We start from the raw sequence: 16,034 nt of genomic DNA, 5'->3' as shown, positions 1-16,034 counted from the left end.
TCCAAGTAAGAATCTAAATCAAAACTATTGAGCCGATAAGTTGTTATTTAATTAATAATTTAACTGAATTAATTTTCTTGCCCTTCTGCCTAAAGTACAGTCTAATATTAAATTAGTTTGTGATGTTTTAGACAGTATTTATTTAATTAATTTTTAATCAATCTACTTCTTTAGATATAGATTTAATCTATTTGTTTATTTATCAAAAAATTAATGTTTGAAATTTCATATAGCGTTTCCTAATCTAGTGAGGCTTGACCTCACTCCCAACCTGTCTCTTTGGTAAAGCTATCCATTACCCGGATCTTTTTTAAGATATGCAAAAGCGATCGCTCGCGTTTTTTCTAAACTTCCTATCTGTGCATTCGCTGATTTTGAGATAGCAAGAGGAATTAATGCCTTCTTAAGAAAGTAATAAGACGATTTTAGAACCAGATGCCCGATCCACTTGATTAGCAGGGCAAACGCATCTAAATATTGATAAGCCTGGATAAGAGTTGAACTCACCAAGACCCTGTTCAGACATAACTCACAGTTATCTACCCAATTGATGAGTTTTTTGATTTTTAATAAACAGTTATATATTTTAAAATAAGCTAATTCATATTTTCCGAGAAAATCCGATTTATTTTGTTGATAACCTCATCAATTTTTATAGTTATCGAGAAAGGCAGGAGACAGAAGGAATACTGTGTTCTGCCCTCTGCCTCCTGCCTTTTTCAATTAGATAACTTGAGAATCCTTTTTAGTTTTTATTAGTAAATAAAATTCGTTTGCCCTGCCACTAACTCTAGATAAATTCTTATTGTTCTTTATTGTATTTTTGGGACAAATGTGTAGAGACGTTGCATTGCAACGTCTCTACATCGGTTGTGCAAATTATCTTATCTAAATCGTATTGGTTTTTAGTTAACTGGTGAATAAGCACGTCAATTATTGTCAAATCTAGTCGAACAACCTAACACAAGTAATTTCTTCTGCTTACGCTTCTTCTTATTTTTGAGAGTAATCAAATAATTATCAACGTAGCGAAAAGCAGCTGCACCGTCGTAATCAGCAATAGCTATAGCTTGCAAGAAAACTTTTGAGGGAATTTCAAACCCTAAAAATTTTTCTGTTAAGATTAATAAATCTTCATCTGTGGCAGGAAAAGTAGTTTCTTCTGCACCTTCTGAATCAGAAAATATATCATCAATTAATGCTTTATACACTTTGTACCTCCCCAAAAGCATAAGATGCAAAGCCTGTAATGAAGTTTAGCTGCTGATCGCGAGTTTGTAAGTTAACAGGGAGTTCAGTACCAGGACATCCGATTTCTCGTAAAATTTCCAAACAATAAACACCGAGTTGAGTGTATGGAGCTTGCTCCAATTGTTGAGCTACTTCTAGAGCCATCTCCAGATTGACTTGGATAACCGTCTTTACAGGGTTGGTCATAAATCCGCCCTAATAAACTGGATGCTCTAAGTTTTGATCACAAGCAGAAATAGCGTAACGGTGTTTTTGCGGAATTTATGAAGAGGGTAAATTTAAGTATCAGCGCATTTGCGGTAATGTACCCAAAGTTATGCAAACTAGGCCCAGAGCTAGGCAATTTCTATCTAAGTGCGATCGCCTGTCTAAATACGTATAAATATGTACAAAAATTAATAAATCATACCAGATGATTGCCAATACATTTACTTGTTCTTGTTGTCGGGTAGACGAAACACCTACCTACAGACAAAGGCAGGCTTTGCGGCCTACCCCAAAAGATTGGATAATTTATTTGTTATGAATCCCTAATATAGAGTCTTACACAGTAGTAGTTTAAGCTTTGACCTTGGCTTTAGACCAGACACCATTTTCATCTTCATTATATTGCTGGTGAATAGTCTTCCAAGCAGCTTGTTCGGCTGTGAACTCGTCACTTCTTTCATTGAGTACAGCATTATAGCGCTTAATGAATGTACTCTGAGCTTCATCAGAAAGATGAGCACGAACTTCAGGAGACAAGTCTTCTAGACTGTTGCACTGTCCAGAACAAGAACGAGCAAAAGTTTTCTCAATCGGATGAATTTCTTCGCCACCAGCACTTTCGAGCAGCAATTGAAATTTGCCAGTGCGATCGCTCGGAACTTCTGCCATCACGAGAAATTCGCCAGCTTGTAAGCGAGTTTGGTAGATAGCCGCTTTATTTTTTGGCATCCCCAAAGTGGTTAGAACCGATACTAGACGGACACCTGCACTACCTGCGATCGCTCCGCTAGCAGCTCCCAACAGCACTGCACCAATAGGCCCTGCTGCCACGATTGGGCCGACAAAGGGAATAATTCGTAATTGATAATTCGTAATTTAACTTCATAATTACGAATTACGAATTAGTAATTATTTGGTCAAGTGGCGTTGGCGCATGAACCAATTTTCAATTCCAAAATCCAAAATCTAAAACTGGCAAAGTGAATGACTAGATGCAGGCAGATTAATCCTTTCACATCAAGTGAGGGAAGAATCAATCCTCCCTCAACTGATGTCACATGCAGCCATCCTGAACTCAGATGTTATGAGCTATACACCTACGGGAGTCTTAGCCCCTTCTGCTGGCTGTCTACCATCTGAGTCTAGTGCCTCGCCTTCAATAAATGAACGCAGCATCCAAGCTATCTCTTCATGCTGTTCGAGTAGTCCAGTTAAAAAGTCAGCAGTTCCTTGATCGTGGAACTTTTCACCAGACTGATCCAGATGGTCTCTCAAATTACGAATAACCTGCTCGTGATCGTCCACTAAATTAGATACCATCCCTGTTGCTGTGGGCACACTACCAGCATGTTCCTTGAGGGTAGCAAGCTTGAGAAATCCTTCCAATGAGCCAACTGGATAACCGCCCAGAGCACGAACTCGCTCTGCCAAAGCATCAATATTTAGAGTCAGCTTTTGGTAGTGTTCTTCCCAAAGCTGGTGCAAAGAGCGGAACTGAGGGCCAACCACATCCCAGTGGTACTTTTTGGTTTTCACCAACAGTAAATAGGCATCTGCCAAATCTTGATTTAACAGATTAATTACACCTTGACGCTGTTCGTCTGTCAAACCAATGTTTATCGCACGCATTATTTTCCATCCCTAAGCAAACTTATCTATTAATTTGCCAAATTTTCCACATAATCCGCATCAACCAAAGGAAATATTATGAGTTTAGATTATTTATTACATTACATAGTTATACCTATGCCTTAATAGGTAGTACTCTTCAGTCGATAGATAATTTAGCAATTAGCTACATATCCTTGCTTTTTATCGGCTAAAAAAATAGATAGAGATATTAATATAATAAGTAGTAATGGGTAATTGCTTCTACGCAATCACCCATTACTAGCAAAAAATTACCAAGGTATTAACTCTGTTACTTACCTGTAACTTTGTCCAAGAAACTCTTTGCTTTTTCTTCCACTGAGGTTGCACCCTGGGAATTTTCAGGACTCTTTTGCTTGTCAACATCAGCCGCTCCCTGAACTTCATTGAGTCCTTTATTGGACTCCTTTTGAACCTTTTTCAGTCCCGCTGGTGGTTCTTTAGCAGCTTCATCAGTTTTGCGCTGAATGTCAAGCAGTTGTGTAGTACCTTCGGTGGGATTACTTTGGTAGCTATCGATTGCAAAAGCAGGAAAAGCATTAGATAATAATACTAGGGCACAAGTAAAAGCCACTAATAGAAAACGTACTGGACGTAAAATAGATAAAACAGAAGTAATCATCTTCATTGGAAATCCTCCATAACAGCTTTTACAACGCAGAACTTTTACTGAAAGAGCGAAGTATATACCTTTACTTAGCAATTTTAAGCAATAATCAAACTGGCAAGCTCCGCTTCAATTTGGAAGTTCTTGAAAAACGAACCTGACGAAGAAATCTCTTTTGTCTTTCTGCATTGGGTTAGTAAGGGATAATAAGCAAATACTACCTTAACTCTTTAGCAAAATCACTTAGATTTCATAACTGAAAGAAATTCTTCGTTTCCGATTCCCTGTTTACACTTTTACTTTGAAAAAGCTAACGTCTGCATCAATCTCTAGAATGAAGTTTACTGCATCTTTAGTTGCAATAAAATCAGTCTCTAGGTATATCGACTTAATCTAGTTTTGGCAGGTTAATGGCTCCACTATTTATGTTCAGTTAGCTTGACTTTATCCAATCAAAGGAATTTAAGGAATATGCACCTGAGAGGAAATTTGTAAAGTATCAATTTATATAAAGATTCTGCTTAATCCCCTTTCATAAAAGGAGAAAAATAAATCTTTTCTTTAAACTTGATAAGTCTGCCTTATTACCTCTTCTATTGAACTTACGCGATGGAACATTTCTATTAATTCATGGGATCTTGTTTTTCGCTTTGCCAGCATTACTTTTAAGGGCGTTAAATAATGAACATCTGGGTCATCTCCTAAAGCAACTTCGGATGCTTGCAAGACTTTTGTCGCATTCTCAAAAATATCTTCGTTTTCAAACGCTTCTTTTGCAGAAAGTTGGTGTAACGCTGCATCGGGTATAGTTGCTCTACCCGGTAAGGTTTTATCTAACACCAAACCTTTCAATAATATCAGCAAAGCCGCATAGATTAAAAAATTATCACAACTATCACAAGCCTTAAATTCAATGCGTCCCACTTCAGCCGGAATCCGGGCAATTTTTGTTAAGGAAGGTATGCTATTAATCAGTTGTTCTTCTTTTTGAACAAAAACCAGAGTAGCTGGTCTTTTTCCAGTTCTGATAAATGTTCGTACCGATAGTCCATCCCATAAACCTCCATTATAAAAGGGAGAGCTATAACTAAAAGGAACGATATAGGGACTGTAATAAGTTAACTTTTTGCCAAGATCAATCACATCTTCAGTTGACAAATCTGCCACTGAAATATTTAAATCTGGCCCATAAGATACCATGTGAATATTAGCAGTTTGTTCGTCAGGATAAGCTTCTAGCTGTTTGATTTCATAATTGTTTAATGGGGGTTGAGGCTCAAAAGCTGGATTGTAGGGGTTGAAACTAACCAGAACTGGTGATAAGCCAAAGTCAGATGCAACCTCACGTAGCAAGTCAAAACTTTCTGATAATTCAGTAATAGCGCCTTGAATATTAGAATGGATAGTTGTTCTAATTTCAATACCTTTAACATGACAGTCTATTACTTGATCAGAATCCGCAAATCTTTCAAATCCCTCAATGTACCATCTCTTCATCTTAATACCCGCATCACCGACGCGGAGTTGAGGATAGTCACTGGGGTATGTAGGTAGCCTTTCAATAATTTGATTGAAATCAGCAAATTTTGTGTGGGAAAAATCAGCAAACTTTCCCTCATTGTTCAAGAACGCGACTTCATGTTCAATGCCAAAGAAAAACATTATACATACCTTAATTTTTTAGAGTTAACCTAATTTCACTAATGCCAAGCGATCGCAATCCCATAGAGAAGAAAGTAACATCAGTAAACGATTCATTAGAGAAAAGCGTCGGCGATATTTAGCTGGCAGGTTCGCATACTTAGAAAACTCCATCACTCTGTAGCGCAAAATACAGTCTTGAACCTGATGAATATTTCAGATACTCCAATCGAATTCACTTTAAGTAGAAAAATTCTCAACAATGCTACAAATGGATTTTACCTTAAGACCGACTATTGCGATTTGAAAACTTCTCTGATTTATTTTTCTGTGCTGCTTCCACTATCTTCATAGTCACTGGTTAGGGTAGCGTAGTAGTGACTGAGGAAAGCTTGAGACGTGAGTTTATGACAAGTACCGTTCAATCCCCCTACAGCAACAAACAGATTGCCGCTTGGTTGCGTGGACTGCTTACTATTGCTTGGGCTGATGGTAATTTTGATGATCAAGAACAGGAATTAATTTCCAGCATCACCAAAAATGAATTAGCTCCTAAGATTAAATGCGACTCACTAGAGATAATTACCCCAGAGGAATTAGCCGCAGCGTTGGGTAAAGGTACACCAGCCGCGGAAAATTTCTTAAGGACAGCGGTGATGGTAGCGATCGCAGATGGTACTTATTCTCCCAGCGAAGATGAGGTTCTGCAACAGTTCTGTCAAGCCTTGGAACAGCCAGAGAACTTGCTGGAAGCCCTTCGCCACACCCTGCAACACCCACAGCAAATTACCCCCACTATCGCCAGCACTGGGCTGACAAAGCGTCAAATTAATGCCCTACACCCTCTGCGTCACTGGCTTGATGGGCTAGATATCCAAGACCCAAGAGTAGCCCGCTTTTTGTGTAAAATGATTCCCGCCCAGTGTCCCTTTGAACGAGATGTCACCCTATTTGGACGCAAGATTGTGCATATCCCACCGATGTGTAAAATTAACCCGTTATATGAGCAACTGGTAGGCTTACGTTTCCGCGCCCTCTCCTATTTAGCAGATAAATGCGGTGAAGATGTTTCACCATATATTTGAGTAGGGAGTAGGGGGGAGAATAAAAAATTACCTCTTTCTCCTCTGCCCAATGCCCAATGACGGCAGTTGCTCCACTTGGGGAAACCCCATCGCCCTTGGCGTCTCCCCTTGGGAGAAGACCGCACTGCCTCCCCAATGCCCAATGCCCAATAAATAGTTCTGTAGTTGAGTGAAAAATCTGACTCTGCTTTTGGGAATACTTGATTTATTCACCTGACTAATCTAGAACTCAGGCATTATCAATATGAAATGGATGAAACCATCTCTATATTTTGTACCCTTTTCCTTACCTTTGTATTTGCTTTCTACTTTAACAGCACGGGCTAAAAGCCCCGCTACTGCTAACAGCACTCAGCACTAAATATTATGTGGGCAAAGCTGAAACCGCAAATCTGGCAATGGCGGGGTGTTTTTCCGATTTTTGAAGCTAATGATGGAGGTTATGCCCGAGCTGATGCTGGGAGTTATCAAGTGCTGTTGAACTACCGAGGACAAATACAGCATGGCAATTTTCTGGCGTTTTTGGCTGGTTGGTGGATTCCTGTTATACCTTCATTGCTAGCTTTTGGAGGTTCTGCGTTAGCGTTCGCGGAGCGTTTCGTAGAGAAGCTCCGCGAACGCGTAGCGTCTGTCTACGACACGCTGCGCAAACGCAGAGAAGCTATCGCACTCACTCAGTATATTGCCCAAAGTGCTACCGAGATGCGAAAAACCCTCGGTCACTATCTAACTGATGAAATCGTCGCCAATATCCTCGAAACTCCTTCTGGGTTAAAGCTAGGAGGAGAACACCGAAAAGTTACGATTCTCGTATCTGATTTTAGAGGATTTTCGGCTATTTCCGAACAATTGCCTCCTGAAGAAGTAGTAAAGATTTTGAATCTTTATCTGGGAATAATGACAGATGTGATTAACCAGTATAAAGGCACGATTAATACAGGCAAGGCTGTAGCGGGAAATGTTGGTTCTCAAAAACGCGCTCAATATACAGTTATTGGCAGTCATGTTAATTTGGCTGCTCGAATTGAATATTATACAGTGGGAGGACAGATTTTAATTTCTGAGAATATCTGTAAGGATGCCAACATTGACCTATAAATTGCTGGACAACTACAAATAGAACTCAAGGGTATAAAACACCCTGTGACAATTTGTGAAATTCGTGGCATTGGCGGTAAATATAATTTATTCTTGCCTAAATATGATGAGAAAATGATCGTTCTCACTCCAATAGTACCTGTAGAATACATCATTTTGCAGGGAAAACATGCAGTGGGAACAGTATTTATGGGGGAATTGATTAGCCTCTCAGAAAAAGGAGCGCAGCTGCAATCGCCACATTCTTTAGAACTCTTGAGTAATCTCAAACTCAAGTTATTGATTGAAGCAGAAATGGCTACAGAAGAAGATATTTATACCAAGGTGATCGAACAGTCTAATGTTGACGAGCATCTTTTTCTGCTTCGGTTTACAGCAGTTCCCCCAAAAGCGATGTCTGACGACAAGCCGCTAGGCATCTACGCAATTCTCAATGCACTGCATCAGCTTGGGTGAGATTATAGCATCAATATTGAAATGATAACAAAGGGAGGTGTCTGTAAATAGGGTAAACCGAAAAAGTAGGTAGTCTAGCTTTTTCTAAAACAGTAACAATTGTTGCTGATAGAACCAGGCGATCGCGGTAAGATTTTGGACTTAAGCCCGATCTAGCTCCAAGAACTCCTTAATAATTCGTAATTCGTAATTTATAGTATGAAGCAACTAAGTTGAATTGTGGAGTTCAAAATATGATTTCTTCTAAAACTGAGATTCAATTACACCCAAAAGACAAATGACAAACGGAAAGAACTTTCAAAAATTAGTAGAACTTGCAAATGATTATGGAATTATTTGCGAACCAACACCAGAAGAATGTTTGATTGCATCCTTGCCTGGAGACGATGATTTCTTATTAGCTTTTACTTGGTCTGGTACTGTTGAGGGAGAGCCGCCAGAGCATGAATTAATCGCAATTAGTGTACAGGATATAGTCAAAGAAGTTACCGTTGCAGCTTGGCAGATTCCTTTTTATTTATTCGGAAACGTTTTAAGGCAAGCTCAGATGCTTGTCGCTGCTCACAAAGATTTTGTTAGCTAAGAGACAAGTTTTGACTAAAAATTACTATCCCTGTCATCTGTGGCAGGGATTTTTATTGGAACTACTGCTTTAAAAATTTAGAAAATATTCTCTATTGATGGCTCATCAGTTATAGCGGTTCCCATTCAGATACGCTACAACATTCGCGGGGTGTAGGGGGACGGCAGTGCCCATTGGTGTCAACTTAAGGTAAAAGCTAGGTAAGAGAAAGCGTTCTAGAGTTGCCCTCATCCCCTAACCCCTTCTCCTAACATGGGATTCGGGGAATTGGAGAATTATGCTCCCCTCTCCCAATTTGGGAGAGGGGCTGGGGGTGAGGGCAAAACTCATGCAGTCAGGAGATTTCAGCTGAAGTTGACACGTATGGGCAGTGCCGTGCCCCTACGGGTATACCTCACGCAAACGAGAAGCGCTATATCACTATACTAAACGCTGTAACTTAAAAAATTAAAGCTGTAGTAACTACAACTCCTTCTGTATTAACTACAGCTTCCTTTGTATTAACTACAGAAGAAGTTGTAGTTAATAACGTTCCTAGTGTGATAAATAACGCTTAAGCTGTTGTTATCAATCCTGAAGCTTTGGTTAATAAGTTCCAAGTGCTATAAGTAACGCTTAAGCTGTTGTTACTACGGCTGATGTTGTGCTTATAAACATTTGAGTTGTCGTTAAGACACAAAAAGTTAATCTTCTCAGTTTTTACCTTCTATGTCTAGATTTTTAACCGCCTGCTACTAAAATGCTACTTAAAACGCTAGCCTTGAAGAATCCAGCCACTTACATACATTGCATCATGTTACCTAAACCCAAAAAGCACTGGACACCTTCAAATTGGGCAAGTTGGAAGCCTTTCGGGATTGGCGAACAGTACCCTAACAACTATTGGGAAGTATTTCGGGCAATCTGGCTATCTCGTGACAAACTACCATACACGTGGAATATTCTGGATAAAGGTGTCTGCGATGGTTGCGCTCTCGGAACAACCGGGATGAAGGATTGGACTTTAGATGGCATTCATCTTTGCAATGTCCGGTTGCGGCTGTTGCGGATGAATACGATGCCAGCTTTTGACCCTGTGCTATTGGCGGATGTTTCGCAGTTGCAAAAGCAAAAAAGTGCCCAATTGCGCGACTTGGGAAGACTCCCGTACCCGATGATTCGTCAACGAGGAGAAAAAGGCTTTCGCCGTGTGAGTTGGGATGAAGCTTTAGGAGTAATTAGCGATCGCATCCGCGCTACCACACCAGACCGCCTCAGCTTTTATGTTACCAGTCGTGGTACTGTCAACGAAACTTATTATACCACCCAAAAAGCTGTGCGGGCAATGGGAAGCAATAATATTGATAACGCTGCCCGCATTTGCCATTCTCCCAGTACGGCGGGACTGAAAGCTTCTCTGGGTGCTGGGGCTACCACCTGTTCTTATAAAGACTGGATTGGTACTGATTTATTAGTCTTCATTGGCTCCAACGTTGCCAATAATCAGCCTGTTACTGTTAAATATCTCCATTACGCCAAGAAAGCTGGCACTAAAATTGTAGTTATTAATACTTACCGTGAGCCAGGAATGGAGCGCTACTGGGTGCCCTCAATTGTAGAAAGTGCCGTTTTCGGTACAAAGTTTGCCGAAGACTTCTTCTTAATTAATATGGGCGGGGATATAGCATTTTTAAATGGCACTATTAAACATATAATTGCTAACAACTGGGTAGATCAGTCATTTATTAACTTACATACAGTTGGTTTTGCTGAACTCAAAGCATCGTTAGAAAGCCAATCTTGGGAAGAATTAGAGCGGCTTTCTGGAACATCCCGCGAGGAAATGTACGCTTTTGCCAAAATGGTCAAAGAAGCTAATAAAGCCGTATTTGTTTGGAGTATGGGCATTACTCAGCATGAATGCGGTGAAGATAATGTGCGGAGTATCATTAATTTAGCTCTCACCAAAGGTTTTGTCGGTCGGGAAGGCTGCGGTTTAATGCCAATTCGCGGTCACTCTGGGGTGCAGGGTGGTGCAGAGATGGGATGTTACGCCACAGTATTTCCTGGTGGTAAACCTATCACCCTAGAAAATGCTACCCAATTGAGTCAGCATTGGGGCTTGGAAGTGCCGACAAGTAAAGGTTTAATTGCTCCAGAAATGATTCACGCCGCACATCAAGGGCAATTAGATGTGTTATTTTCTGTGGGAGGGAATTTTTTAGAAGTACTGCCAGAACCAGATTATGTGGAAGTGGCGCTGAAGACAATACCGCTACGGGTACATATAGATATTGTTCTCTCCAGCCAAATGCTGGTGGAACCTGCTGATACTGTGGTGCTTCTACCTGCGACGACTCGTTACGAAATACCAGGAGGAGTCACAGAAACTAACACCGAACGCCGGGTAATTTTCAGTCCAGAAATTCCGGGGCCGCGGATTGGGGAAGCGCGTCCAGAGTGGGAAGTGTTTTTAGAATTGGCAAGGCGGGTAAAACCAGATTTGGCAGATAAGCTGGCTTTTGCTGACACTGCTGCTATCCGTCAAGAAATTGCTCAAGTCGTCCCGCAATATGCTGGTATTCAACACTTACAACAAGCTGGCGATCAATTTCAATATGGTGGCTCACATTTGTGCTTTGGTTGGAACTTCCCGACGGCGGATGGGAAAGCACACTTTGGCGTATTATTGCCACGCCAAAGAGAATTACCAGAAGGTTATTTTTTATTAGCAACGCGCCGAGGCAAACAATTTAATAGTATGGTGCAGGAACGCAAGGATGCCATTACTGGGGCGATGCGAGAGGCGGTGCTAATGAATGCTGCTGATGCGGCATTGTTGGGTTTAAAAGATTGCGATCGCGTCATTCTTAAGAATGATTTAGGCGAGTTGTTATGTCAAGTCTACATTGCCCCAATTCAGTCAGGTAACTTGCAAGTACATTGGCCAGAAGGGAACGTGCTATTAGATAAAAGTAAGCGATCGCTCGAAGGTGTACCTGATTATAATGCGATCGTGCGGTTAGAAAAAATCTAAATCAAGTCTCATTTTCCCAGTTTTAACACTCCCAACAGCATATCCATTGACTTGCATCAAGACTACCGCAAAGATGAGCATCTCTGCGGTAGTTCTGAGTTAAAGACTATTAAAATAGAGCAAAAACAGCCAGGTCTAGCTTAATTTGCGACTTTGAGTTATCCCCAATTCTAGAAAGCTTGAGAGTTTTTAGACTTGACTAACCCATTGCTTCCACGGCACTCAGCATGAAATTAATCCGTTGCTCAAACTCTAGCTTTTTGATCAATGCGACAAATTCATCCGTTTCACCAGGAAGTTGATAGTCGGAGGGCACTGGAATTATGCTTCCATCCTCCATTCCTTGTGCCAGCAGAAACCAAACGTCTAATTTGGCATTGGGACTTAGAGCATTATAGGCTTGGCTGATATCGTTAGCTGCACCATTAATAATGTCGCGTTGTGCTTGCAGTTGCTCTTCAGGAGACAAGTCCAGGAATTTGTCAAAGAGTGTTTTAGCAGGAACTTCTACGCTTTGAGGAGGTGCAGGCTTTAGCTGCTCTTTAAGATCCAAGTAACCGAACCAAAGTAGGGCTAGCTGAGTATCTACATCAAAGCGTTGAAGACTTTCTAAAGCCGGTTTTGTTGCTTCATCAATTGTGTAAGTCATAAAAAACTCCAACTAAGTTAAGGGTATTCTGATTTCGTTAGTTACTGTAAAGATTTGTTTTCAGTACCTTCATATAACTTAACGAACAAATGGAAATAGATAACCCTACTTAGGGTAGGGATCACTACATAAGACAGATATAGATAACTGAAAATTGCTAGTTACAAAAATGCCTATTTCGATGTATATGCAAGCTAAGTAACGTCTGTGACTCTAAGCGATCGCTTGAAGGGGTTCCTGATTATAATGCAATAGTACGCTTAGAAAAGCAAACCTAATATTAACGCTTTCCGACTGCGACGTTCAAGTTAACATCACTCCAAAACTTGCAGCCATGTCTGTCGCCAAAGATTTTGAAACCCCAGAAGATGTTATATTTCCACCAGGGGATTTAGAAAGTAACGAACCACCATTGGAAACATATTTACATTTGCAGCAAATGCTGCTATTGATAAAATGTCTTGATTGGTGGTGGCGAGACCACAATCGCTTTAATGACTACTTTGCTGCGGGGAATCTTAGCATTCATTACAGTCCACACCAGCGTAAATCCGAAGACTTTCGGGGGCCAGATTTCTTTGTCGTTTTAAATACTGAACGCAAACCCCGTGATAGTTGGGTTGTTTGGGAAGAAGACGGCAAATATCCGAATTTGATTATAGAACTGCTTTCAAAGTCAACCGCAGCGACCGACAAGGGCTTAAAAAAACAAATTTATCAAGATATCTTTCGCACTCCTGAATATTTCTGGTTTGACCCCAAAAATCTAGAATTTGCTGGGTTTATTTTGGTGGGTGGTACGTATCAACCTATAGAACTCAACCCACAAGGATTGTTGTGGAGTCAGCAGCTAAGTTTGTACTTGGGCGTTCATGAAAATCAATTACGCTATTTCAATGCGGAAGGACAGTTAATGCCCACACCTGAAGAAATTGCCCAGTGGGAAGCGGAACACGCCCAACAAGAAAGACAACGCGCTGAACGCCTAGCAGCAAAACTGCGAGAATTGGGTGTTGACCCAGATACGATTTAAAGTATGTAGACTTGCTCTAAAAATTATGGAAAAAGCAAAAGAATATTGGGAAGATTATAGAAGTAGAGATGATGTCTAAAAGTACAAGCTATCATGAAACCAATTATTGATAATCTAACATTGATCCAGAAATTTATCAGATCAGTAGGGTGAACATGAGAATGTCAGCACTACAAGCATAATTACAAATTACTATCATTTATTTTCGACAACTTCCAGACCTGTCCTAGCTACTGATTTAATATCAACATTCTGATTGTTTAGCAGCACTACTATAGTGGTTTTTTCATTGGGTAAATATGCAAGCAATGTTGCGAAGCCATAAGCTATACCACTATGCCCAATTGCTTTTGCTAAAGGAGATGAAAATCGTTCTACACCCAACCCGTAGCTATAGCCTACGCCATTATCTTTAAATTTCAACATTTCTTTCATTATCTTTGAGGAAAGTAAGGTTTTTTTGACAAATAACGCTTTGGCAAACTTGTCTAAATCTTCTGCTGTTGAAACTAATCCCCCATCTCCCAAACCATTACCATCATTGACTGCGGCGTAGCTATCTAGCTTACCATCCTGATTGCGATCGCCATAACCTGTAGCGACTTCTCCAATTGTCGGTTCGCGCAATTCTGTGAAAGTATGTTTTAATCCTAATGGTTTTAAAATCTGACTGCGGATTGCTTGAGCGAGAGTTCCCCTAGTGATATTTTCAACAATCAGTTCCAAAAGAATGTAGTTGCAATCAGTATAAATAAATTTTTCTCCGGGATTTGCCTGCGGTTCTTCTTGATACATATACTGAATAGCTTCTCTGGCTGTCCAAGGCTGTGAGCGACTTCTTTTCGCAGTAGCTTGAAGAAATGCTTTTGTTTCTAGGTATTCAGCAACACCACTAGTATGGTTAAGCAATTGACGAACTGTAATTTTGTCGCTGTTGACAATATGAGGAGTGATGTCTCTTGGTAAGTAGGTTGCGATCGCCCGGTCTAATTCTATCTTCCCTTGTTCCACTAACTTCAGCACAACCACCGCCATAAAAGTTTTACTCATACTGGCAATAGAAAAGCCATCTGTGGGTTTCATCCGGGTTTTAGTTGACAAGTTATTCACACCAGATGCTCCCAGCCAAGAACCTTTAGGTGTAGTAATATACATTACTGCACCAGGGATTTTCTGTTCTACAATTATCTCATTTAAAAGCTTCTGTAGTTGAGAACTTTTTCCTACGGTGGAGGTAGACATCACTTGTTTAGCAAGAGATTTTTGAATGACTCTCTGACTAATGTTATTAGCTACTAAATATCCTGTAAAACCAAGGGAAATCACAAAGACTATTGCCAATAAAATTTTACTGAAAGCCAAAAGTTTTAGGTTCATTATACTTCCTAAACAGAAACATAGCCGTTCTAGCTCAACTGCACAAAGTAATTGGTAAACATCAACCTGACATCTGACATATAAATAGCATTACTTTGTTTCCAGATTAGTATCAAAATTTCAATTCACCAACTTTCACAAATATGAGAATGCCAACCAAAAGTAAGACCAAAGCCACTGTTTGGGTAGTGGAAAAAGGTCAAGTACGGTCTCGTTTAGACCAACTTACTACTGAGGAACCTTTGGAAATTCGTCTTGTTCCTTTCCAAAAGACAGTAGCTGTAACAATGCGGACACCAGGGGCAGATTTTGAACTAGCTGCTGGTTTCCTCTACAGTGAAGGAGTCGTTAATAGCAGGGAAGATATTCGACGTATCAGCTACTGCGTAGATGAATTAGTAGATGGTGAACAGCGCCATAATATTGTAAATGTGGAACTGCGGGATGGGTTGATTCCAGACTTACAGCCTTTGGAGCGCCATTTCTACACAAGTAGCGCCTGTGGGGTGTGTGGTAAAGCTAGCCTTGAGGCTTTGCGTCTGCGGGGATGTCCAGTAATTTCTTCTGGCCCAACGATAACACCTGATATCGTATACAGCCTACCAGATAAACTCCGCGCTGCTCAAGGTATCTTCACTGCTACAGGGGGTTTACACGCTGCGGCTATCTTTGATACTCAAGGACAACTGTTAAACCTGTGGGAGGATGTTGGGCGACACAATGCTTTGGATAAATTGATTGGTACAGCTTTGCTCAGTGATGAATTACCTTTAAATAATTGTATTGTTCTGGTTAGCGGACGCTCAAGTTTTGAGATTTTGCAAAAATCTACAACTGCTGGAGTTCCCATTGTCTGTTCTGTTTCCGCTCCTAGTAGTTTGGCGGTGTCTGTCGCCAAGGAATTCGGGATTACCTTAATTGGATTCCTGCGCGGAGAACGATTCAATATTTACACTGGTTTGCAAAGAATAAACGCTACTTAAGAACACTTTCGTAGTGGTGTGGCAAGGCTAAATTGTTGCAAAAAAGTTTGTAGCGATTGTTTAAAAAGTCAAGCGACGCCGAATAGCCCGTCGTAGACATCGCTTTGTTTGTGGAGATTTATGAAAGCGATGCCTACGGCAGGCTATTCGGCGTCGCACTTGTGTACTTGATCGTGGTGCGACAAAGTTTGAAGTACTCCAACACGATTTTCAAGTACCTCAACACGATTTTCAAGTACCTCAACACGACTTTCAAGTACCTCAACACGACTTTCAAGTACTTCAACACGACTTTCAAGTACCTCAACACGACTTTCAAGTACTTCAACACGACTTTCAAGTACTTCAACACGACTTTCAAGTACTTCAACACGACTTTCAAGTACTTCAACACGACT

The 16,034-nt window shown here is 40.6% G+C and carries 14 protein-coding genes and 2 pseudogenes; 6 read left to right on the top strand and 10 right to left on the bottom strand.

The window, feature by feature from the left end; genetic code table 11:
• Window positions 1-929 precede the first annotated feature (929 nt).
• The 7 genes and pseudogenes from V7L12_RS02250 to V7L12_RS02220 form a co-directional block, all read right to left on the bottom strand.
• Window positions 930-1,211 carry a hypothetical protein gene (locus V7L12_RS02250; RefSeq protein WP_292783843.1) on the bottom strand — a complete coding sequence of 94 codons (282 nt, stop codon included), beginning with the start codon at window positions 1,209-1,211 and terminating at the stop codon, window positions 930-932.
• A complete protein-coding gene (locus V7L12_RS02245; RefSeq protein WP_334817293.1) occupies window positions 1,204-1,437 on the bottom strand; it encodes a hypothetical protein in 234 nt (77 codons plus the stop codon). The genes V7L12_RS02250 and V7L12_RS02245 overlap by 8 nt, the downstream gene beginning before the upstream one ends.
• A 372-nt stretch (window positions 1,438-1,809) precedes the next feature.
• Window positions 1,810-2,313 (bottom strand): annotated as a pseudogene (locus V7L12_RS02240) (ChaB family protein); the annotation flags it as partial.
• 234 nt (window positions 2,314-2,547) lie between these two features.
• Window positions 2,548-3,087, bottom strand: a complete 540-nt coding sequence (locus tag V7L12_RS02235) for a Dps family protein (protein ID WP_335081738.1) — start codon at window positions 3,085-3,087, stop codon at window positions 2,548-2,550.
• Window positions 3,088-3,379: 292 nt separating this feature from the next.
• Window positions 3,380-3,736 (bottom strand): hypothetical protein, encoded by a 357-nt coding sequence (locus V7L12_RS02230; RefSeq protein ID WP_334817289.1) that lies wholly within the window; start codon window positions 3,734-3,736, stop codon window positions 3,380-3,382.
• A gap of 540 nt (window positions 3,737-4,276) precedes the next feature.
• Window positions 4,277-5,377, bottom strand: a complete 1,101-nt coding sequence (locus tag V7L12_RS02225) for a glutamate-cysteine ligase family protein (RefSeq protein ID WP_335081736.1) — start codon at window positions 5,375-5,377, stop codon at window positions 4,277-4,279.
• A gap of 24 nt (window positions 5,378-5,401) precedes the next feature.
• Window positions 5,402-5,530 carry a hypothetical protein gene (locus tag V7L12_RS02220; protein ID WP_335081734.1) on the bottom strand — a complete coding sequence of 43 codons (129 nt, stop codon included), beginning with the start codon at window positions 5,528-5,530 and terminating at the stop codon, window positions 5,402-5,404.
• A 233-nt stretch (window positions 5,531-5,763) separates the two neighbouring features.
• On the opposite strand from V7L12_RS02220, the gene V7L12_RS02215 reads away from it, so the two are divergent.
• The 4 genes and pseudogenes from V7L12_RS02215 (at window position 5,764) to V7L12_RS02200 (ending at window position 11,594) form a co-directional block, all read left to right on the top strand.
• Entirely contained in the window at window positions 5,764-6,441 is a 678-nt protein-coding gene (locus V7L12_RS02215; RefSeq protein ID WP_335081732.1) for a Mo-dependent nitrogenase C-terminal domain-containing protein, read from the top strand.
• A 489-nt stretch (window positions 6,442-6,930) separates the two neighbouring features.
• Window positions 6,931-7,995, top strand: a pseudogene (locus tag V7L12_RS02210) (adenylate/guanylate cyclase domain-containing protein); the annotation flags it as partial.
• A 277-nt stretch (window positions 7,996-8,272) separates the two neighbouring features.
• Entirely contained in the window at window positions 8,273-8,578 is a 306-nt protein-coding gene (locus tag V7L12_RS02205) for a hypothetical protein (protein ID WP_334817280.1), read from the top strand.
• A 793-nt stretch (window positions 8,579-9,371) separates the two neighbouring features.
• Window positions 9,372-11,594, top strand: a complete 2,223-nt coding sequence (locus V7L12_RS02200) for an FdhF/YdeP family oxidoreductase (protein WP_335081730.1) — start codon at window positions 9,372-9,374, stop codon at window positions 11,592-11,594.
• A 199-nt stretch (window positions 11,595-11,793) separates the two neighbouring features.
• Here V7L12_RS02200 and V7L12_RS02195 read toward each other — a convergent pair whose 3' ends face one another.
• Window positions 11,794-12,243 carry an orange carotenoid protein N-terminal domain-containing protein gene (locus tag V7L12_RS02195; protein ID WP_335081729.1) on the bottom strand — a complete coding sequence of 150 codons (450 nt, stop codon included), beginning with the start codon at window positions 12,241-12,243 and terminating at the stop codon, window positions 11,794-11,796.
• A 334-nt stretch (window positions 12,244-12,577) separates the two neighbouring features.
• On the opposite strand from V7L12_RS02195, the gene V7L12_RS02190 reads away from it, so the two are divergent.
• Window positions 12,578-13,276 carry a Uma2 family endonuclease gene (locus V7L12_RS02190; RefSeq protein WP_335081727.1) on the top strand — a complete coding sequence of 233 codons (699 nt, stop codon included), beginning with the start codon at window positions 12,578-12,580 and terminating at the stop codon, window positions 13,274-13,276.
• A 195-nt stretch (window positions 13,277-13,471) separates the two neighbouring features.
• Here V7L12_RS02190 and V7L12_RS02185 read toward each other — a convergent pair whose 3' ends face one another.
• Complete coding sequence (locus tag V7L12_RS02185) at window positions 13,472-14,653, bottom strand: serine hydrolase domain-containing protein (RefSeq protein WP_335081724.1); 1,182 nt, start codon at window positions 14,651-14,653, stop codon at window positions 13,472-13,474.
• 143 nt (window positions 14,654-14,796) lie between these two features.
• Here V7L12_RS02185 and fdhD point away from each other — a divergent pair, with 143 nt between their 5' ends.
• A complete protein-coding gene (gene fdhD / locus V7L12_RS02180) occupies window positions 14,797-15,636 on the top strand; it encodes a formate dehydrogenase accessory sulfurtransferase FdhD (protein WP_335081722.1) in 840 nt (279 codons plus the stop codon).
• A 143-nt stretch (window positions 15,637-15,779) separates the two neighbouring features.
• On the opposite strand, the gene V7L12_RS02175 is transcribed toward fdhD, so the two are convergent.
• Window positions 15,780-16,034: hypothetical protein (locus V7L12_RS02175; protein WP_335081720.1), on the bottom strand; the 255-nt coding region annotated here is incomplete at its 5' end.

This window comes from Nostoc sp. (assembly GCF_036918245.1).
Classification (GTDB): Bacteria; Cyanobacteriota; Cyanobacteriia; order Cyanobacteriales; family Nostocaceae; genus Nostoc.
This window is presented reverse-complemented; position numbering and strand designations above follow the sequence as displayed.

Bases quoted from the DNA above. Each gene is read 5' to 3' on its own strand.
- V7L12_RS02230 (WP_334817289.1), bottom strand. From the start codon at position 3,736: ATGAAGATGATTACTTCTGTTTTATCTATTTTACGTCCAGTACGTTTT.
- V7L12_RS02200 (WP_335081730.1), top strand. From the start codon at position 9,372: ATGTTACCTAAACCCAAAAAGCACTGGACACCTTCAAATTGGGCAAGT.
- fdhD (WP_335081722.1), top strand. From the start codon at position 14,797: ATGAGAATGCCAACCAAAAGTAAGACCAAAGCCACTGTTTGGGTAGTG.
- V7L12_RS02215 (WP_335081732.1), top strand. From the start codon at position 5,764: ATGACAAGTACCGTTCAATCCCCCTACAGCAACAAACAGATTGCCGCT.
- V7L12_RS02220 (WP_335081734.1), bottom strand. From the start codon at position 5,530: ATGGAGTTTTCTAAGTATGCGAACCTGCCAGCTAAATATCGCCGACGC.
- V7L12_RS02245 (WP_334817293.1), bottom strand. From the start codon at position 1,437: ATGACCAACCCTGTAAAGACGGTTATCCAAGTCAATCTGGAGATGGCT.
- V7L12_RS02195 (WP_335081729.1), bottom strand. From the start codon at position 12,243: ATGACTTACACAATTGATGAAGCAACAAAACCGGCTTTAGAAAGTCTT.
- V7L12_RS02205 (WP_334817280.1), top strand. From the start codon at position 8,273: ATGACAAACGGAAAGAACTTTCAAAAATTAGTAGAACTTGCAAATGAT.
- V7L12_RS02235 (WP_335081738.1), bottom strand. From the start codon at position 3,087: ATGCGTGCGATAAACATTGGTTTGACAGACGAACAGCGTCAAGGTGTA.
- V7L12_RS02190 (WP_335081727.1), top strand. From the start codon at position 12,578: ATGTCTGTCGCCAAAGATTTTGAAACCCCAGAAGATGTTATATTTCCA.
- V7L12_RS02185 (WP_335081724.1), bottom strand. From the start codon at position 14,653: ATGAACCTAAAACTTTTGGCTTTCAGTAAAATTTTATTGGCAATAGTC.
- V7L12_RS02225 (WP_335081736.1), bottom strand. From the start codon at position 5,377: ATGTTTTTCTTTGGCATTGAACATGAAGTCGCGTTCTTGAACAATGAG.